The organism is Flavobacterium collinsii (assembly GCF_902804485.1).
Classification (GTDB): domain Bacteria; phylum Bacteroidota; class Bacteroidia; order Flavobacteriales; family Flavobacteriaceae; genus Flavobacterium; species Flavobacterium collinsii.
Window position 1 is genome coordinate 20480 of the sequence record NZ_CADCST010000079.1, and the last position, 21925, is coordinate 42404.

Annotated in this window: 12 protein-coding genes; all 12 read right to left on the reverse strand. The window is 37.2% G+C overall.

The annotated features are described in order from the left end of the window. Positions 1 to 604 precede the first annotated feature (604 nt). Positions 605 to 1612, reverse strand: coding sequence for an isoaspartyl peptidase/L-asparaginase family protein (locus FLA105534_RS10370; protein WP_173966053.1), 1008 nt, complete (start codon positions 1610 to 1612; stop codon positions 605 to 607). Positions 1613 to 1728: 116 nt separating this feature from the next. After that, a complete protein-coding gene (locus tag FLA105534_RS10375) occupies positions 1729 to 2631 on the reverse strand; it encodes an ROK family protein (RefSeq protein ID WP_246253213.1) in 903 nt (300 codons plus the stop codon). 173 nt (positions 2632 to 2804) lie between these two features. Continuing rightward, positions 2805 to 4265 carry a glycoside hydrolase family 125 protein gene (locus tag FLA105534_RS10380; protein ID WP_173966055.1) on the reverse strand — a complete coding sequence of 487 codons (1461 nt, stop codon included), beginning with the start codon at positions 4263 to 4265 and terminating at the stop codon, positions 2805 to 2807. A gap of 4 nt (positions 4266 to 4269) precedes the next feature. After that, on the reverse strand, positions 4270 to 6555 hold the full coding sequence (locus tag FLA105534_RS10385) for a GH92 family glycosyl hydrolase (protein WP_173966056.1): 2286 nt from the start codon (positions 6553 to 6555) through the stop codon (positions 4270 to 4272). Between the two features lie 227 nt (positions 6556 to 6782). Continuing rightward, on the reverse strand, positions 6783 to 9059 hold the full coding sequence (locus FLA105534_RS10390) for a GH92 family glycosyl hydrolase (RefSeq protein ID WP_173966057.1): 2277 nt from the start codon (positions 9057 to 9059) through the stop codon (positions 6783 to 6785). Positions 9060 to 9308: 249 nt separating this feature from the next. Beyond that, positions 9309 to 11297 carry a beta-mannosidase gene (locus FLA105534_RS10395; RefSeq protein ID WP_173966058.1) on the reverse strand — a complete coding sequence of 663 codons (1989 nt, stop codon included), beginning with the start codon at positions 11295 to 11297 and terminating at the stop codon, positions 9309 to 9311. A 439-nt stretch (positions 11298 to 11736) separates the two neighbouring features. Beyond that, positions 11737 to 13254, reverse strand: a complete 1518-nt coding sequence (locus FLA105534_RS10400) for a SusD/RagB family nutrient-binding outer membrane lipoprotein (RefSeq protein ID WP_173966059.1) — start codon at positions 13252 to 13254, stop codon at positions 11737 to 11739. A 15-nt stretch (positions 13255 to 13269) separates the two neighbouring features. Then, positions 13270 to 16359: a SusC/RagA family TonB-linked outer membrane protein gene (locus FLA105534_RS10405; protein WP_246253214.1), complete on the reverse strand. Its 3090-nt coding sequence runs from the start codon at positions 16357 to 16359 to the stop codon at positions 13270 to 13272. A gap of 311 nt (positions 16360 to 16670) precedes the next feature. Beyond that, positions 16671 to 17681, reverse strand: a complete 1011-nt coding sequence (locus tag FLA105534_RS10410) for a LacI family DNA-binding transcriptional regulator (protein WP_173966061.1) — start codon at positions 17679 to 17681, stop codon at positions 16671 to 16673. Positions 17682 to 17979: 298 nt separating this feature from the next. Further along, a complete protein-coding gene (locus tag FLA105534_RS10415; protein ID WP_173966062.1) occupies positions 17980 to 18948 on the reverse strand; it encodes a type I phosphomannose isomerase catalytic subunit in 969 nt (322 codons plus the stop codon). A 213-nt stretch (positions 18949 to 19161) separates the two neighbouring features. Continuing rightward, positions 19162 to 21264 (reverse strand): glycoside hydrolase family 97 protein, encoded by a 2103-nt coding sequence (locus FLA105534_RS10420; RefSeq protein WP_173966063.1) that lies wholly within the window; start codon positions 21262 to 21264, stop codon positions 19162 to 19164. Positions 21265 to 21443: 179 nt separating this feature from the next. Next, positions 21444 to 21749 carry a hypothetical protein gene (locus FLA105534_RS10425; protein WP_173966064.1) on the reverse strand — a complete coding sequence of 102 codons (306 nt, stop codon included), beginning with the start codon at positions 21747 to 21749 and terminating at the stop codon, positions 21444 to 21446. Positions 21750 to 21925: the final 176 nt, after the last annotated feature.

Genomic DNA, 21925 nt, shown 5'->3' on the forward strand with positions numbered 1-21925 from the left:
TAATGATTTCAGCTCTTCATTTAAGAGATCATTTTATTACAGCTGATTTTATAATTAGCGTTACCTTCCGGTATAAAGATTTGAAATGTTTAAAAAGGGCTGAAAGCCCAAAAGCATAAAAATAGTGCAACGCACTATAAATTAATATAATGAATCATATTGCCCTGAAGGGGCATAAGCAGCTATAAACAAAGTATAAGATATTAATTAAGAGTTACTTACTTTCAGAAATATCATAAAATAAGATAGGTGCTTTTTGGGTTATGCTTTCGCCCTTACTGGGCTTAAACAATCATCATCATTATTGATGGTGCTTCACACCATACTATTGCGAAGGCTCTTTCAGAGCAACAGATCTCAAACACTTATCACTTATGGGGTAAGCTGTAAATTATTTTTTACAATTAAGTAATTACAGGAAAATGTAAAACCTTTAAAGATTGCAAAAGGCTGCCACTTTCATTCCTAAAGTGCTTTACGATAAAGAGAATACTTTTTTTCACTCCACAACTTTTGAACCTGATTCATAAAAATTACAAACGAGGTACTATTTTAGTACGCTGCGATCTCTCGAAATTAATTATTACAAACAGTCGACTTCTTCCTACTTCAGAAAAAAATCGGCATCGATTAAACGATTTCCGGTATCGTCATAAACGGCATAGTTAAAACCTCCCTGAATACAATATGAACCATACTCTCCCGCTTTGTTCAGGGCTATAAAACCTACCTGAATGTCTTTTAAGTCTTTGTTTCTGTTCTTTGTTAATTTTACAATTCGGGCAACGGCTTCTTCGCAGGCTTTTTGAGGAGATTTACCTTGTCGCATCAATTCAACGACCAGATGACAACCCGAAATCCTGATGACTTCTTCACCATGTCCGGTGGCTGTTGCCGCTCCAATTTCATTGTCAACATATAAACCAGCTCCAATAATTGGAGAATCTCCAACACGTCCGTGCATTTTAAATGCCATTCCGCTTGTCGTGCAGGCTCCTGAAAGGTTTCCGTTGGCATCCAAAGCGATCATTCCAATGGTATCGTGATTTTCAATATTCGCGATGGGTTTGTATTTACTGTCTTTTAACCACTCTTTCCATTCTTTCTCAGATTCCTCTGTCAGCAGGTTTTCTTTTTTGAAACCTTGTGCTACTGCAAATTGCAAGGCTCCATCGCCCACCAGCATCACATGAGGTGTTTTTTCCATTACTGCTCTCGCAACCGATATGGGATGTTTGATATATTCTAAAGCAGCAACTGATCCTATATTGGCATTTTCATCCATAATACAGGCATCTAACGTTACGCGACCATCTCTGTCCGGACGTCCGCCGTACCCCACACTTCTTTCTTTAGGATCGGCCTCCGGAATTTTAACTCCGGCTTCGACAGCATCTAAAGCGGTTCCTTTATTCTTTAAAACTTCCCAGGCTGCTTCATTGGCCTGAATTCCAAATCTCCAGGTAGAAAGTACAATTGGCTTTTTTCCTTTTTTAGAAACTATGTTTTTTTCTTCTTCTTCTTCAGTATTTGAATTGAAAGATTGCAAGGCTACAGCAACTGAAGCTATAGCTGCCGTTTTTATAAAATTTCTGCGATTTGAATTTGTCATATCTAATGTTTTATGAACCACTGATCATTTTTTTTGTCACAGATTAGAGGATTCAAAAGCATGCTCTAATCTGTGTTGTAAATCTTTTTGATCTGTGGCATCTAATATAATCAAAACTATACTGTATAAAGCAAACTTGTTGCGCCTAATAAAGCTGCTATTTCATTATCTGTAGAAACAGAAACGCTAACTTCACTTCCTGCTTCTTTTAATTTTTTATTGAAAACCGGTAAGAAATATTCGCTTGCATTTGCTATTTTCCCTCCAATAATAAAACCATCTGCCGAAAATTTTTCTAACCACGGAATAACAATCGCTGCTAAATCTTCTCCCATTTTTTCAAACACTTCTATCGCTACTTTATCTTCGGCTTTAGCCAAATTAAAAAGCTCTAATCCGTTGTTTATTTTTTTTCCGCTTAAAGCGAAATAACCCGCTATAAGTCCACGTGCGGAAACATAATCTTCAGCGATTCCGTCTTGATAAGGCAGATCGTATATTTCGCCTTCTTTTGGTACTAACTCGCCAGTGCTAATCGATTCGCCTTTGTCTATAAAACAAGCTCCAAGTCCGGTACCCAACGTGATGGCCATTACTTTTTTAGAAAGGTTTTCAGCATCTTTAAATACTTCTCCTTTACCAAAACAAACAGCATCGTTTTCAAAAAGTATCGGAAAATCATTTGAAAGATTCAGTTTATCCTGAAACAAATCACGAACATTTAAACCATAAAAATGTTCGTATTTAGATTGTCCTTTTATCCAGCAAACACCATTCGTATAATCAAAAGGCCCCGGCATGCAAACTGCCAATCCCGTGGTATTTTCTACTTTAGAATTTTCTATTGCAGTACGAATTGCTTTTTCCCAAATAGTCATTACTTCTGCTACAGGCAAATTCGAATCAAAAGATTCTTTGTGCAGTGAAAAATCGATCACTTTCATGTCTACTATATCAATAATCGCTGCGGTGATATGTGTACCTCCAATGTCTAATCCAACGGCATATTCTTTATTCATTCTTTTGTATTTTGGATTTGAACCAATATAGGGATTACAAAAATTTAGTTTTATTTTTTTCACCATTAAGAAATTAAGCTATTAAGTCTAACTGCTTCATTTTTCTTAATTTCTTAATGGTGAATATTTTTATCTCTAGTTTTACTAATTCCTTAAATGGTAAATATTTTAGTTTAAATGTTTTTATCTTTTAAAATTTGAGGATAATGAATGCTGGTATGTACAATCATTTCTCCAAATAAGGTGTTGGCCCATGCAAACCATTTTCGGGTAAATTTGGTTACGTCATCTTTATGAAAAGATTCGTGCATGAAACCGGTATCGGCATTTGTTTTGATCAGGTTGCTGATACATTGTTTTATTTCCTGCTCGTCTACGCTGGTAATGGCTCTCAAAACGATACTCATCGGCCAGATGGTGTCTGTCCCGGTATGCGGACCGCCAATACCTTCTCCTGCTTTTCCTTTGTAGAAAAACGGATTGTTTTCTGAGAGGACTACTTTACGGGTATTCAGATACAGTTGATTGTCCGGTGCGATAGCGCCTAAATAAGGTAACGACAATAAAGACGGAACATTTGCATCGTCCATCATGTGAAAACTGCCGTAACCGTTTACTTCAAAAGCAATGATTTTTCCGAATTTCGGATGTTCGATGATTCCGTTTTCTTCCAGTCCTTTTTGAACCTGCCCACGCAATTCTTTGGCTTTAGCGACTAAATTGTCATCTTTTAAAGCCGGCAAAGAGAAAATTTCAATCAGATACCCCAATACTTCAATTGCAAACATGTTACTCGGAATCAAATAACCAAACAGCGTACTGTCGTCACTTGGTCTGAAAGTCGAAACAATTAATCCACATGGTTTTACCGGATAACCGTAACCGCTTAAAGGTACACCATCTGTAGCCCAGGCAGTAACGCGCTGGAAATTGTAAGGTCCTTTATCATGCATTCTTTGCTGCTCTTTGAAAGTCTGCAATACCAAAAGCATAGCTTCTTTCCACTTGCTGTCGAACAAACTAATATCTCCCGTTTCCTTCCAGTAGCCGTGTGCCAATCGTATAGGGTAACACAAACTGTCGATCTCCCATTTGCGTTCATGAATACCGGGTTGCATCTTGGTCATGTCGTTTTTCCACTCGCTTACTTGCGCAAAATCTTTGTAGAAAGCATTCGCATAAGGATCCAGTAAGATACATTTGGTCTGACGATTGATGACTCCTTTTATCAGTTCAGCAAGTTTTTTATCTTCTTTTATAAACGGAATATACGGCCAAATTTGTGCTGTACTGTCACGCAACCACATCGCATCGATATCTCCTGTAATGACATAAGTGTCCGGTTTTCCGTCAATGATTTCAAAATCTACAGTGGTATCTAAGGTGTTTGGAAAACAGTTTTCAAACAACCAGGCGAGTTCCGGATTGGCGATTTGCTTTTTGATTCTTACAATGGCAGCTTCAATCGCTTTACTGGTAAATTTTCGTTCTGCCAAAGGAGGTCTTTTGGTAATAAAATCTTTTAGTGCAAAATTGAAAGCATCTGAATTCATCCCAAAAACATCCGTCTGAAGGGCTAATAATCCAGCTGAAAAAATCCCTGTATCTTTTATAAATTTTCTACGTGACTGCATAGTATTATTTTGAAGTTGAATAAGAATATGGATAGGCACTTGCCGAAGTTCCTCTTTGTAAATTAGGTTTACTGCTCATATCAAAATTGAATTCACCTCCTTTTAATACTTCAAAATGGTTGATGAAGTTTTTGGTATGAGTGGTGTTATTCCATTTTAATTCCTGAACGTATTTGTTGTCTGCTGAATTGTTTGGCGCATTGATGACCAATTGTTTTCCGTTTTCGAGCTCCAACGTAATTTTCTTGAACAAAGGCGCTCCAAGCACATACTCATCGGTTCCCGGGCAAACCGGGTAGAATCCCATAGCCGAGAAAATATACCAGGCCGAAGTTTGTCCGTTATCCTCATCTCCGCAATAACCATCCGGAGTGGGTTTGTACAAACGGTTCATCACTTCTCTTGACCAATATTGTGTTTTCCAAGGCTCTCCTGAATAGTTGTACAAATAAATCATGTGTTGTATCGGCTGATTACCATGGGCATATTGTCCCATATTCATAATTTGCATTTCGCGAATTTCATGAATAACGGATCCGTAATAACTATCATCAAAAACAGGAGGTGTTGTAAAAACAGCGTCTAATTTGGCTGTGAAATTTTTCTGTCCTCCCATTAAATCAATCAAGCCCTGTACATCATGAAATACACTCCAGCTGTAATGCAAAGCATTACCTTCTGTAAAAGCATCTCCCCATTTTAGCGGATTAAAATTTTTCGGGAAACTTCCATCTTTATTTCTACCACTCATCCATCCTATTTCAGGATTATAAAGATTCTTATAATTCATCATCCTTTTTTCGAACAAACTGATTTCTTTTTTAGGACGGTTTAGTGCTTTAGCTAATTTCCAAATCGCAAAATCATCGTAGGCATATTCTAAGGTTCTTGCTGCATTTTCATTAATTTTCACATCATAAGGAACGTATCCTAAAGTATTGTAATAGGATACTCCTTTTCGTCCTACTGCTTCTAAAGGTCCTTCGTTATTAGCGCCATGCAATAAGGCTTCATACAATTTATTGATGTCATAATCGCGCAGTCCTTTGATATAAGCATCTGAAACTACAGAGGCCGAATTGTTTCCCACCATCACGTCTCTGAATCCCGGGCTTGACCATTCCGGTAAAAAGCCACCCTCTTTATAATCGTTGATTAATCCTTCCTGCATTTCCTTATTGATCGAAGGATAAACCAAATTTAACAAAGGATACAAGGCACGGAAAGTATCCCAAAAACCTGTTCCTGCATACATATAACCCGGCAATACTTTTCCATTATACGGACTGTAATGCACTGTTTCTCCTTTTGCATTTATCTCATACTGCTTTTGCGGAAAACAAACGGTGCGGTACAGGCAGGAATAGAATGTTTTTAATTGTTCTTCACTTCCACCTTCGGCGGTTAGTTTTCCTAAAACTTTATTCCATTCCTGTTTGGATTGTGCTACGGTTTCGGTAAACGATGCGTTACCTAATTCGTTCTTTAAATTCAATTCGGCCTGTTCGAAACTAATAAATGAAGAGGAAACTTTTACGTTTACGATTTCTCCTTTTTTAGTTTTAAATCCAATAATAGCACCTACATGATTGTCTTTTAATTCGAGTTTGTCTTTTTCCAAAACTTTATCATGCCAGGCAGCAGTAGTGGCAAAAGGCTTATCGAATTGCAGTACAAAATAGTTTTTGAAATTCTCCGGAACTCCACCACTATTGCGAGTTGTATACCCAATGATTTTATTCTCAGACGGAATTATTTTGATGTAAGATCCTTTGTCAAAAGCATCGATCACAATAGAAGACTGCTCATTTTCCGGAAAGGTGATCTGGAAATGTGCCGCTCTTTCGGTAGTCGTAATTTCTGTAGTTACATCATAATCGGCTAGGTAAACGTTATAATAATAGGGCTTTGAAACCTCCGCTTTGTGGCTGAACCAGCTTGCTCTTTCGTCTTCGGTAAAAGCCAATTTACCAGTTACCGGCATGATCGAAAACTGTCCGTAATCGTTCATCCAGGGTGAGGGTTGATGTGTTTGTTTGAATCCTCTAATCTTCTCGGCAGTATAAATATAAGCCCAACCGTCACCCATTTTTCCGGTTTGCGGTGTCCAGAAATTCATTCCCCAGGGTCTGCAAATCGCCGGATAGGTGTTCCCGTTTGAAAGGCTATGTAAGGACTGCGTCCCCATTAAAGGATTTACATACTCGACAGCATCTACTGCTTTGATCTGTGCATTGACAAAACCGAAGCATTGCAATAGTCCTAAAAAAAGTAAACTCTTTATTTTCATGTTTTTATTTTTTTGCTTTAGGCTTTAAGCTATAAGCTATAAGCTAAAAACGGTAACTGATCTCTTCTAAAAATCTAAAATCTCTTTATTTTCAAATAATGTGTATTGTAAAATGTAAAATGTGAGGTGTGCATTGTGATCAATTTTTTCTCACGCTACATTTCTTAAATCTATACTCTTTATTCTTTGTTCTTTATTCTTTGTTCTTTATTCTAAAATCTACAATTCTAAAGCGGTCTGTCTTCTTTTTTTACTCCAAAAGTAATCGACGGTTTACTTCCCATATACAATTTCAATTCTCCTCCTTTTACAATCATATCATGTGTGATATATGATTTTGTGTAAGGTTTCCCGTTGTACTCTGCTTTTTGGATATAAATATTTGTTTTGCTATTATCGATTGCTTTCAGGGTAAACGAAATACTTTCTTTATGATGTATCGTTGCTGTATTCACTAACGGACTTCCCAATACATAAATTCCGTTGGCCGGATTAACCGAATAGAATCCCATGGAGGATAAAACGTACCAGGCCGACATTTGTCCTAAATCTTCATTTCCGCATAGTCCATCCGGTTTCGTCGAATAGAATTTCTCATCGATTTCACGGATTAGTTTTGCCGTTTTCCAGGGTTGACCTGCGTAGGCATATAAATACGGAATATGGTGATTCGGTTCGTTTCCTTGTGCGTACTGACCAATTAAACCGCTAATATCCGGAGAGATTTCCTCGCCTTCTACTTTGTCTGTGATTAAGAAAAGAGAATCTAATTTGGCCAAAAATTTGTCTTCACTTCCAAACAAATCAATCAAACCATAAGGATCCTGTGGCACTAACCAGGTGTACTGCCAGGCATTTCCTTCTACATAATCATCTTTACGATGTGCTGATGAAAGCGGATTGAATGGTGTTCTCCAATTTCCATTGGTTAATTTCCCTCTCATGAACGTAGTTTCTTTGTCGAAATAGAGTTTGTATAAATTGGCTCTTTTAGAGAAATAATTATAATCTTCGGTTTTGTTCAGATCTTTTGCCATTAAGGCTACGCAGTAATCATCGATAGCATATTCTAAAGCATTTCCAACAGATTCCACCATTTTATCGGCAGGAATATATTCCAGTTTTTGTACGTAATCCATTCCGTCGCGGGTTTGCATCGCTGTTTTTTTGATGGCTTCATAGGCCAATGCAACATCATATCCTCTGTATCCTTTCATGTAAGCATCAACGATAACCGCTATGGAGTGATTTCCATTCATGGTATTGGTTTCATTCCCCATTAAATGCCAAACCGGTAATCTTCCCTGCTGCTCATAAATGGCCAGGAACGACTTCACAATATCATTGATTTTGTCGGGCTGTGTAAGGGTGTACAACGGATGCAGTCCGCGATACGTATCCCAAAGTGAGAAGGTGGTATAGTTGGTAAAATTTGCTTTTTCGTACACTTTTTTATCGGTCCCTCTGTAATCGCCGGTGACATCATTAAAGATGGAAGGCGCAAACATGGTGTGATACATTGCCGTGTAAAAAACTTTCATCGTTTTATCGTCGGCTTTGATCTGAATTTTGTTCAGTTCTTTGTTCCATTTTGAAGTTGCTTCTTTGGCTACAGCCTCAAAATTCCAACCCGGAATCTCAGCTTTAATATTTGCCGAAGCATTCTCATAACTTACCGGAGATATTCCGACTTTTACTAAAATCTGTTTGTTTTTTAATGTTTTAAAATCCAAAACAGCTTTCATTTTTAGTGCTTCTCCTTCGTTTCCTGCAACCGCAGTGGTGCTGTCATACAATGCCATATTAGATATTGGCTCGGAAAATTCCATTGTGAAAAAAACACGCTGATCGGCAGCCCAGCCAGCAGAATAACGATAACCCACAAGCGTGGTTTCATTGATTTTTTTGATAAACGTTTTAACCGGTTTGTCCCAGCCAATTCCGTCTGCAAGATCCAGTAAAACATGATTATCAGTAGTGGAATTAAAAGTATACTTATGAAAACCAACTCTTTCGGTGGCTGTCAGCTCTGCTTTAATTTTATATTTGTCTAAGATAACGCTGTAATATCCGGCCTTGCTTACTTCATTTTTATGAGAGAAATAAGAACCATAACCCGTAGTCATATCTTCTTTTATTCCTTTGGTAAGCGGCACTTTTCCGGATACCGGCAACAAAAGAATATCATTTAAATCTCCAATTCCCGTTCCGCTCAAATGGGTATGTGTGAAACCCAAAATGGTGTTGCTGGCATAGTTGTATCCGCTGCACCAATCCCAGCCTTCAAAAACATTTACAGGCCCCAGTTGTACTGCTCCAAAAGGAACATTGGCTCCCACAAATACGTGTCCATGACCCGCAGAACCTATAAACGGATTTACATATTGAGTATAATCTAAATTGGTTTGTTTTGCCTTCTTTTGCTGTGAAACAACCGGATTGGCAAAAAATAGATTTAAAGCTAAAATGCCGCTAAAAGCTATTTTGTTATATTTTGTAAACATATTATTTTTTTATTGACTTGTGTTGATTGGTCACGGATGACACTGATTTACACAGCTGTTTTTTAAAATTTAACCTAAAAATTTAACCGCAAAGCGCGCAACGATTTACGCAAAGTCCGCCAAGCAAACGCACTCCACCTCTGTTAAAAACCTTTGTCGCTTTGAACCTTTGCAACTTTGTAACTAAAAAATCTCAGAACCTCAGCATCTCAGAACCTTAGTACCTAGAAGGCTTAGTACCTAGAAGACTTAGTACCTTTTAAGAACATCATATAGAGAATAAACTCTAATAATCGGCTTTGCTATCGCACCTTCAAACGTGATGGTTTTCTCTTCTCCTTCTTTCAAATCGAAATAGTTGTCGCTCCACTTTCCGGTATATCCTTTTATCGAAACGTTGACGTATTTGGCAAATTTCGAAGCTTTTAGAATCACCTTATTTCCTTTTACCTGCCAGGTGATTTTTGGGTCTTCCAATTTTAGATTGATCGGACGGGTTAAATCAATTTCCGGCGTTTTATCATCACGGTAGGCTTCTTTCATGGCGTACCATGCTGCTTTCGGCTGTCGGTCGTAATAATCGGTAACGCTCCAGCTTGCTACCGGCCAGCAATCGTTAAGCTGCCAAACCAATGTTCCCATATTGTAAGGTGCTTTCGAACGATGGATACCGATAATGTTTTTAAGGGAATAATATTGTAAACACTGTGTGAGATACGTATAATCCTCGACATTCATTTTCTTTATTTTGGTAGAATCTATGAAATATCGGTTCAGATACGAATCTAATTTCATGAATCCTTTTCCGGCTTTTTGATGTGCCTGTAAGATATCGGAATATAAATATCTATCTTCAGCTTTTGTAAATCTTTCGATCGACGAATAATTGGGCATCGCCTGCATTCCGTATTCGCTCACAAAACGTCCTGTTTTATTTTGTACGGCTTCAACATCTTCCAATCCCCACCAGGTTCCCCAATAATGGCTGTCACCTTCGGTTAAACTTTTTGCTTTCGACCAGTGGAATGATGGTGAAGAACTAATATATGGTCGTTTATCATCTACTTCTTTTACCCATTTTGGGATGCTGTCCTGAAACAAACGAACGTAATCTTTCCATAAACGAATAGAGTCCTGCTTAGGCATTTTCATGCTTTTTTGCCATCCCCAATCTTTAAAGGCTTCGTCGATTTCATTATTTCCACACCACAAAACAATACTCTTATGATGGCGTAAACGTTTTACCTGATACTGAACTTCTTTTTTTACATTGGCAAAAAAAGCATCATCTCCCGGCACCATTGTTCCGGCAAACATAAAATCCTGCCAAACGTAGATACCATTTTTATCACATAAATCGTAGAAATAATCGTCTTCATAAATACCACCTCCCCATACGCGAAGCATATTCATATTGGCATCTTTGGCCATACCGATTACTTTTTCATATTCTTTTTTGGTCACTCTGGAAAGAAATGCATCTGACGGAATGTAATTGGCCCCTTTCATATAGACCGGTTTTCCATCTATTTTAAAATAAAAGGTTTTACCTACCTTATCCGGTTCCTGAACCAACTCGATTTTACGATCTAACACATACGGTTTCTCAGCTTCTTTTTTATCATAAGCTTCTAAACGAGGGGTTTTCCAGATTCCGCAAGTGGTGAATTTTGGTCCCCAGTCCCATCCAAAATGATATTGCGCTTTACGCACATACGCACGCGGATTGTCCGGAATTACAAACGGTAAATCTTTCTTAGCCAAGGAATCGACTACATTTTGTGCCGATTTGAAGACAATAACCAAATCGTTGTTTCCTGATTTTAATATCTTTTTTACATCAACACGCCATTGCAGGAACATATTATCGGCTTTTAAAACCAGCTGATTGTTCAGATAAACGGTGGCGTAAGTATCCAATCCGTCAAAAACGAGGTCGGTGTTTTTCTTTTTTAAAGTTTCCGCGCTTACTTTGAAAGTGGTTTTATATTCCCAGTCTTTCTTTTCAATCCAGGTCAGTTTTTTTTCATTATCCCGGTAAAATGGATCCGGTATGGTTTTATTGTTCAGTAAATCGGTATGTATTTCTCCTGGAACTGTTGCAGGGTACCATTGGGTAGTTTTAGTCTCCCGATACCGCCAGCCGGTTTTCAAATCTTTGTTTTGGGCATTTGCCGCCAATGAAAAATTGGCGAGACAAACGCCGACAAACCAATAAAATCTTTTTGTATACTCCATTTTCGCTGAATAATAAATTATTGTATTTTTTTAATGCTGTCGCCGGCAGTTGGAGAAGGATAATTATTTTTTAATTATTTCCTTCTCGCTTAAGGGTTTAATACGGAATAAAAGTAACTAACAAAATACTCTGAAATCATTTCCTTTTTTTACGGCTGCCAAGCTTTAATTCATTTTAGATCGTTGATTTTAAACTCTCGATTTCTGATTTTCGATTTCCTAAAAGTCTGTCCTAATTGTGATGTTCTTTGGATGATAATTCCATCTTTTTCAGCAGAAGCTAATTTCTTTTGCGAAAAAAAGGGATTAAGATTTATGGAACTTTTTCGGATACAACTCCTCTAATTTAGTGAAAATCAAACAGAAAATTAAAAAATAAGCCGGGAGGTACAGGTATCCCTACCCGGCTTAACTCAACTAACTCACCTAACGCATAAAACTATTGCTTGTCCCACCAGATTCTGGTTGTCATTAAATCCAACCCCTGGCGAGCAATTGCTTCTTTATAATTAGCGGAATTGGTAATCAATTCTGACTGATCGTAGATTAATCTTCTTGGTATAGTTCCTTTTGTTTCTCCTGTTGGATCATTTACCGGAACTAAAACCGGATATCCTGTTCTTCTGTATTCTGAAAATGCTTCAAAACCATTGAATAGTAATACAATCCATTTTTGAGTGATAATCTGTTCGATTTTCTGAGCTTCGGTTCCTGCCGCTTTAAACGGATTTGCAGTAATATAAGCGGTATATTCTGCAGACGTAACTGCCGGTACTTTGTCGCCAAAAATAGTAAGCACTTCCATAGCTGCTTTTACACCGTCTTCATAAAACTTTTGTGCATTTCCTCCAACACTCCATCCTTTTACTGCTGCTTCTGCCAATATAAACTGAACCTCAGCGTAGGACATAATTAAAGTAGGAGCATCTAAGCGTAATACTGTAGAAGTGTTAGGATCTGAGAACTTCTTTTTGTCTCCACCCGGAAATTCTTTAGCATCATTAGCAAGACCTTGCTGACTTGCCGGATTGTTGTTTCCTGAAGCTTCCAGTTTAGCATAAATTCTTAAACGCGGATCGTTATTGTTTTTCAACGCATCGATATATGTTTTACTGAATTTAATATTCGCCTCTCCTTTGTTCAGATCATTTTGAACCCATGAAGAGGTAATTGGATTGGTTTTAACCCCAACCGGACCTGAATCATGTTTTAAAACAAGACTATCATCATTTGAAGTAAAAACTCCTTTCGATACTGCTTTCTCTACGTATTGTTTTGCTTTGGCAGGATTTACTTTTGATAAACGCATCGCTACTCTCAACATTAAAGAGTTGGCCAGTTTTTTCCATTTGGCTACATTACTTTGGTAGTACAAATCGGCATTCCCTACGAATGGTTTATTAGCGTCTAAAGCATCACCTGCCTCGTCTAATTCTTTTAAAAGATCATTGTAGATAGCTTCCTGCGTGTCATATTTCGGAGCAAAAACGTTTCCATTGTATCCTTTACCTGCATCAAAATAAGGAACTTCACCGTAAGTATCTGTCAATTTTTGAAACATAAACACTTTCATGATTCTACAAGCCTGAATCATATTTGAGTTTTCCGGTGCGTCTTTTGCAACCGACATCAATTGAAAAATCTGATTCAATCCTTTACCGTACGACTCTCCAAAAAGTGCCGCAGAGTATTCCGGAGAATAACTATATTTTGAACCTGGTCCTCCTAATGAAGAAAATTGCTGAACGATTTGTGCCGCATACAGATTATTTCCTCTGGTATTTGAAAAATCCTGTCCGTCAACGTAGATCTCGGCAAGTGTAAACATTGATTTTACAGCCGGATCAAGCAAAGCATTTGGATTCTTGTTTAACTCTTCGAATCCTTTATCGCATGAAGCCAATGTCATTGCCCCCACAATTGCGATACAAAATATTTTTATATATTTATTTTTCATCTTTCGGTTTGATTATTAAAATTTCACATTAAGCGTTACTCCATAGTTTCTGGTCAAAGGCATAGAAGCTCTTTCCATACCTTGCGCATTACTATTAGAATAGTTGGATTCCGGGTCAATGTTTGGAACTTTGTCGTAAATCGTCCATAAATTATGTGCTGAAAACGCTAAGCTGATCGCTTGGAATGGGGTTTTTGACAAATATGTTTTTGGAAAATTATAGCTAAATGAAATGGCTCTTAGTTTCACAAAATCGGCATCGTACACAAAATTTGAAGTTACATCGCTATAGCTTCTCCAATAATCATAAGCAGAAACAGTTGTGTTTACTGCATTTCCGTTAACATCTGTTCCTTTTACTGCAACTCCACCTTCACGGCCAGAAACTGTTTCTTCCGTTAATCCGTAGCGGGTTCCTAACTGGTTGGTCGCAGAATAAATCTCTCCTCCAAATTTAGCATCCACAAAAACGGAAAGTGTAAAGTTTTTGTACTGGAAGTCATTTGAAAGTCCCATTGAAGTTGGTGCAACACCTTGTCCTGCAATAATCAGGTTTCCTCTCAGGAATTTACCATTAGTGTCGATTACTATATTTCCGTTAGCATCTCTTAAATAGTCATATGCTTTGATTACTCCGAAAGGCTGTCCTTTTTCTAACACCACAGAAGCTCTTCCGTCTCTGTTTCCTTCCAATGATTTGGTTGTAATCTTGTCTGAAAGATTAAGAACCTCACTATTGTTATAAGCAAAATTATATCCTACACTCCAGGAGAAGCTTGGTGTTTTAACTGCTTTTACATTGATGGCAAATTCAACCCCTTTGTTCAGGATTTCTCCCACGTTAATTTTAGTAGTTCTGTAACCTGAAGCTTGAGAAATATCAGCATCCGTAATATCATTTGTCGTTTTTTTGCTGTAGAAAGTCAAATCTGTACTTACTCTGTTATTGAAGAAGGTATTTTCAAAACCAAACTCGATTGTAGTTACATTATAAGGCTTTAAAAATTTGTTCGGAACTGTTTCTCCTTTAACACCCAAAATTGGTTGTCCCAAAGCATCGGTTTGTCCATCTGGTGCAGTATAATTCAAAGATAAGGCATAAGCTTCCTGCAATCCACCTCCTACGTTACCCCAACCTGCTCTTAACTTTCCATAAGACATCCATTTTGGTAAATCGATTATTTCAGAGTAAATAAAACTTGAACTTACAGATGGGTAAAACGTGCTGTTGCTGGATGGATCTAAAGTAGAGAACCAGTCTTCACGACCTGTTAAACTAAGATATAAGAAATCTTTGTATCCTAAATCGGCTGAATAGAAAAGAGAGTTTACTTCGGTTTCACCAAATAATTTCTCTGTTTGAGCCGGTTGTGTATTTCCATAGAAATATTGGAACGGAACAATAAAGTTATTCCCTTTCATTTTTATTCCACTAAACCTGTTGTGTTGACGGTTAGCTCCAATGAAAGCATCTAATGACAAGTTTTTAGCGATATCGCCTTTATATCCTAAATAAGCCGAAGCATTGTATTCTGAACGGTTTTCGATTCTGTTCTCGTAAGACCCTCCAGGATTATAGTTAATTCCTGTTGGTTCAATTTCAGTATACTCATAATTAATATCATCCACTCCAATAACACCTTTTGCGTAAATTTTGTCGGTGATGTTGTAATTTACCTTTGCAGAACCAATAAAACGTTTTCTAAGATCATCATTTAAAGGTGATTGTGTTGCATAATAAGGGTTTGTATGATAAACATTTGCTCCAAAATAATCTGCCTCTCCGCCATTTGCATCAAAACCGTTACTAATCCATCTGATATCGGTACCCGGTGTCAGGAAAGTGGTTGGGAAAGAAGGGTTTCTTGGCGAATCATTTAAATAAGGTCTATTGTGATTTTTCTCTGTGATATACTGAGCGTTAGTCTCGATGCTTATTTTTTTATTTACTGCTGAATTTAAACTTAAAGAAATGTTATTTCTACCAAAGTTTGTTCCCGGCAAAATAGATTCGTCTTTGGTGTTTCCGAAAGACAATCTGAAATTAGTAGTTTCGCTTCCTCCCGAAATTGCTAAAGTATTACTGGAAGAAAATCCGGTTCTGTAGAAATTTTCAACATTATTTTTTCCGTAAGCCTGATAAGGTCTGGTCGTTCCATCAATACCAAGAGATGGTGTTCCATCGTATTTGTCTCCCCACGCAAAATAGTAAGAATCTCTAAGTTCCTGTAGGTTATTAAATCTTGTAGCTACGCCGTTTACCGGTGCTCCCGCTCCATATTTATCTTGCCAGTTTAATAAACTTGCAGGCGTGTTAAATGTAGCGTTAGTACTAAAATCTACTCCTATTCCTGTTCCGCTCTTTCCTTTTTTGGTTGTAATTAAAATTACACCGTTTGATCCTCTGTATCCGTAAAGAGCAGAAGCCGCACTACCTTTTAATACCGACATAGACGCGATATCATCAGGATTAAAGGAAGACATACCGTCTCCTTTATCAGCTCCTCCCCACATTCCTGCGTTTCCTTGCTGACTGTTATCAATTGGAATACCATCGACAACATACAAAGGCTGGTTCAATCCTGAAGCCGAAGTTGCTCCACGAATTACTACACGACTGGATCCTCCCGGTCCCGTAACTGGCGCAGAAACGTTAACTCCGGCAATTTTTCCCTGAAGAGCATTTCCTAAGTTAATTTCCTTATTTTTTGTCAGTTCATCGCCTTTCAATTCTCCAACTGCATAACCTAAACTTTTCTTTTGTTTTTTAACTCCAAATGACGTTACTACAACATCTTTTAATTCCTGAGTATTTTCTACTAATACCACTGAAATTTTGTTTTGGTTTTGCTGCAATACTATCGACTGCGGTGTAAAACCTATAGAAGATACATTTAAAGTAACCGGTCCTTCAGGAACATTCATTTTAAATCGGCCTTCCGCATCAGTAATTGCACTAAACGGTTTTCCCTGAACCTCAATCGATGCAGCAACAATTCCCTTGTTCTCTGCATCAGCCACTATGCCTGTTATCAATCGGTTTTGCGCCACAGCTCCTAAGCTGCTTAACAACACCATTCCTAACACTGCCAATATTCGTTTCATAAGCATTTTTTTTTGGTTATTTGTTTGTTTTGATTTTTGTGATTGTTTTAAATTTGATTGTTTTAAATAATTAATAAAAATTTTGAACTCCTTTTTAATTAGGATACTTATAAGGTTTGCACCTTATAAATATCCCGGCCTTATTTATAGTCATGTTTATAAGCACTCTTTTAAGAAATCGATATCGTAAACTGATCAGAAACATAACTCATTTCCAATTTAATTGATCTAAAATTTACTAAAACGATTTAGTAAAACGGTTAAAAAAAAACGAACCGTTTCTTTTCTTTTTTATTTTTTTTCTCAAAATTTTAAACCGATTCTCTAACAATCAATTTTCCTTTTTTAAGACTTTTTTCTATTTCAAATTTTTCCATATCAGTCATCTGACTCATTAACAACTGGATGGATTTCACAGCGATATCTTCTATGGGCTGTGCAATAACAGTTATAGTCGGTGTATGCAATTTAAAACTGTCGTGGTCGTCAAAACTAATAACCGAAATGTCTTCCGGAATCTTAACCCCCATTCTTCTAAAAGCCTGAAGTCCTGCAAGTCCCATGTAATTTGCTAAAAACAAAACGGCATCAATCTCAGGGTTTTTCTCAAAAAAACCAATTATTCCGGCGATTCTTGTTTCTTCATTCGTATGGTAATCCATGTGGAGAACAAGTGACGGGTTGTACATTTCTGCTTCCTTCAAAGCATCTCTGTATCCATCCTCACGAAGCTTCATCTGAATCATCTCGGATGTATTATTTACCACCGCAATATTTTTGCGTCCTTTACTGATCAGAAATTTTGCAGCCGAATTGGAGGCTTCATAATTGTCCATCACCACATGACTCACTCTTTGTCCCGGAAAATACCTGTCGATTAATACTACCGGTTTTTTTAACTTTAAAAGAAGGTCAATACTATTTTCTAAATTCTGCGTTGGCGTCACAATAAAGCCGTCTACATTTGCCTGCAACAAACTATGTATTAATTCTTCAGAACGTCCGTCATCTCCTCCTGTACTGCAATAAAAAACTCTGTAATCAATGCTCTTAGCTTCATCTTCTATAACTCTGGCAAGATCTGCAAAGAACTGATTCGAGATATCTTCGACTATAAGTCCAATAGATCTGGTTTTCCCGGTTCTAAGGCTGGTCGCAATCATACTTGGCCTGTAATTGAGCTTTTCGGCCACTTCCTGTACCTTTTTGATTACCGCCGGACTAATGCCCATTTTCTCCCCTTTACCGTTGATGACAAAAGATACAGTAGATATGGATACCTGAGCCTCTGTAGCAATATCCTTAATAGTAATCTTTTTCATCAAATAAGTTAATTTTTTATTAAGCAGTTATTAATTATATCACAAATATATATAAAAAGAGTTACTAAAACGATTTTGTAAATATTTTTTTTATACAAATCATTATTTTAAAGTTAATTAAACATATAATCATCAGTATTTACAGGTATTTTCTCCATTAATCATTTTTTCTACTTCCTGAAAATCGCTATTTTTTTAATATGAATTCTCTTCAATTCTCTATTTTTCAAAACGATAAAGTCTTGATGAGTCTATTTAAAAACCTGTAACGTGACAAAAATATTTCTCTTGACTTTCTTTACGCGATGTATACTTCTAAAATTGAAGCTTTCCCTTTTATGGCGTAACTGTGCATTCCTGCCGGAATCAGGACGGTATCACCTTGTTTGTACTGATAATTTACATTTTCATAGCGAATTTCAAAATTGCCTTCGGTACACATGTAAACGGTAAAACTTGTTCCTTTTTTACTTATTTCCAATGTTCCGTCAAGCGGAAGAAAGTTGGTGGTAAAATAAGGGCAATCTACCATCACATTTGATCTGTTTACGGCAGTTTCATATCTTTTTTGCGTATTGACTTTCTTATAATTGATTGCATCCAATGCCAGATCAACATGCAATTCTCTTTTATTCCCCTGAGCATCTGTGCGGTCAAAATCGTACAAACGGTACGTTATGTCTGATGTCTGTTGAATTTCCGCCACAACCAGTCCTGCACCTATCGCGTGAACAGTTCCCGTTTCCAAAAAGAAAACATCACCGGCTTTGGCTTTTACATCATCCAGAATCGAAACTAGTGTTTTATTGTTAAGATTCTCCAGATATTCTTCTTTGCTTGAATCTTCTTTAAAACCAACAATAATTCTTGCATCGGCATCCGCCTGCATCACATACCACATTTCGGTTTTACCAAAAGAATTATGACGTTCTTTGGCCAATTGATCATTCGGATGCACTTGTATTGACAAATCTTCTCTTGCGTCCAGGTATTTAAACAACAAAGGAAACTGATTTCCATATCGTTCGTAAACTGCTGTTCCTAAAATTTTATTTGGTGATTGGTCAATTAGATCGGTTAACGATTGCCCTTTTAATGCTCCGTTGGCAACAATGCTTACATCTCCTTCTACGGTAGACAACTCCCAGCTTTCTCCTGTAATTTTTGATGTGATGGGTTTATTCAGAATTGTTTTTAGTTTTTCACCTCCCCAGATTCTTTCTTTTAGAATAGGTTCAAATTGTAAAGGATAAATTTTCATGCTCATTTTTTATGTCATTGAGAGGAACGGATTGGTCTCGTCCTCTGGTTATTTATTATTTTTTGCCACGGATTGGAAGGTTTTTTAATTCTATGCCTAAATTTTTTCTCTCGCAGATTAGGCAGATAATGCAGATTTTTTTTAGCTGTTTTTTAAATCAGTTTAATCCGCGTTTTCGCTTTAGCGAATCTGTGGAATCCGTGTACCACTTCTTACTTCTTACTTAATAGAAATAGCAACTCCACCACTGGAAGCAAGTTTTTGCTTTAGTTTCGTTTTACTGTTTACTGTCACTTTACGAATGTTATACGATTGCGGATTGGTTTTATAATCTGCCGTTTTTCCGTCCTCATAAATCGTTGCACTATAGGATTTACCAGCAGGCAAAAAGCTAAAATCAATCAAAGCGGTGCGCGGATTTTCATCTGTGATTCCGCCTACAAACCATTCTTCTTTTCCTTTGGTTTTTCTGGCTATTGTTATATAATCGCCCGGTTCGGCTTCGAGAATGTAACTTTCATCCCAGTCTAATGCGACCTCTTTTATAAACTGAAAAGCATCCTTGAAACGCATATAGTTTTCAGGTAAGTCGGCCGCCATCTGTAACGGACTGTACATGGTCACATAAAGAGCCAGCTGCTTTGTTAATGTGGTACTCAGTTTGTTTTTCTTTGATCCGTATACCGATAAATCTCCCTGGAAAATTCCCGGTGTATAATCCATCGGACCTCCCATAAGTCGTGTAAACGGCAAGATTGTAGTATGGTCCGGGTGAATTCCTTCCATAGCCTCAAACTCAGTTCCGCGAGCTGATTCCTGCGCAAACCAGTTGGGATAGGTACGATGCAATCCGGTCGGGCGAACTGCTTCATGGGAATCTACCATGATTTTATGCTTTGCCGCCTCTTTGGCTACATAGGTATAATGATTGACCATTTGCTGTCCGTCATGATGTTCTCCTCTGGGAATAATTGGCCCTACATAACCCGTCTTTACAGCATTGTACTTATTATCAACCATGAAATCTAGGGCATCATGCAATTGTCGTTCGTATTCTGCAATTGAAGAAGTCGTTTCATGATGCATGATGATTTTCACTCCTTTTTGGTTCGCATACAAACTCAAATCTTTTACATCAAAGTCGGGATAGGCTTTGGTAAAACTATAAATACGCTCTTTTTTAAAAGCGGTATTATCTTCCCATCCTTCATTCCAACCTTCTACCAGGACGGCATCAAAACCATTTGTAGCAGCAAAATCTATATAGTCTTTCACGTGTTTTGTATTGGCCCCATGTGTTGCATTGGGTTTCAATTTAGAAAAATCAGTCGTACCAATCACCACATCCTGATCATCCGAATACGCCCAGGTAGATCCTCCTCCGGTAAAATATTCCCACCAAACTCCAATGTATTTTACTGGTTTAATCCATGAGGTATCATCAAATGCACATGGCTCATTCAGATTTAAAATCATTTTTGAAGCCAGAATATTTCGCGCATCATCACTCACCACAATCGTTCTCCAGGGCGTAAAACTTCCGGTTTGAAGGTATCCTTTATTCCCAACAGCATCTGGAACCAAATGTGAATTCAGCGAATAAGCCTTATCATCAACATTAAGACACATTGCCGGATAATTTTTTAAAGCTGCTTCATGAATATTAATATAAAGTCCGTCATTAGTCTTCATCATCAAAGGCGTTTGCGTAGCCAGATTTTTAATCGTTGTTTGTGCTGCCATCGAAACGTGAGCAGCATTGTACATCAAAGATTGCATCTCCGAAATTTTTGAAGTGGTATAACTGTACTCGTTTGTATCATAATCCCCCGGAATCCAAAAAAGCTTATGATCTCCCGTTAAATTAAACTCGGTAGTTTCTTCCTGAATCACAAAATGACGCAGATTATCCTGTACCGGAAACTCATATCGAAATCCCAAACCATCATTGAACAGACGGAAATAAATGGATATCTTTCGTTTGCTCTTTTCCTGTATCAAATCAGCTTTCAATTCATTGTACTGATTTCTAATTTCTTTCTGCTCTCCTAGTACTGGTTTCCAAGAACTGTCTTCTGATTGTTTTTTTGTTCCTGCAATCTGAAAACCTTTATTCATTTTGATATCCGACTTTAAAATAAAACCCAATCTGCTTTCTTTGATGACTTCTTTTTTCTTATAGGCTAGAGCATAAATCGGAGCACCCTCTGTATTTAAATTGAATGTCAATATCAAGTTCCCATCGGGAGACTTCAGTTCCTGAGCATTGATCCATGCATTCGAAACAATAATAAAAAAGCAGGTTAAAAGAATTTTCTTCATAAACAAAAGGGTTCTGAGTGTTGCTAAATCGATTTAGCAAACATAATAAAATTTATGAAACAGAAATACCCAAAAGAAAAAAATATAAAAACTTTAATTCAAAAGCCGCATTATAAAACAAAAAAAAGACTGCCCTAAAGACAGTCTTTCTAAATATTTTGCGATAAACAAACTTCGGCCTAAGCCATAAACAAAGCATATTTATTATAATTGTATAAAACCTGATCATAAGGAACTAAAAGCGGCGCTACTTTTTCTGACGAAGGCTGAAATACAATACCATTGTGCTTTCTGAACAAATAGATCTCTTTTAAACAATTGGACAAACTCTGATGAATTCCCGTTGTAAAAGTTGGCAATTGTTTGTCCCCAACCAATAAATCAATCTGGTAATTCGAACTACTTTTAGATAAATTGTTTCCTATGATTCTTATTGTAAATGTTGTCGCTTTTCCGTGTTGTTCTCCCTGATACTGTACTACCATAATTTTATTATTAAAGAGGTTAGATTATCTTATTGTACTCTGATTTTTTTTCTTCTGCAAATTGAAGAATTAAAGTTATGAAAAAAAAACAATGGACTAAAAAAAATGTTATTTTTTCTACCGGTAAAAGGTAAATTTCAGGCGTAAAAAAGCCGTAACGAATTACGGCTTTTAAA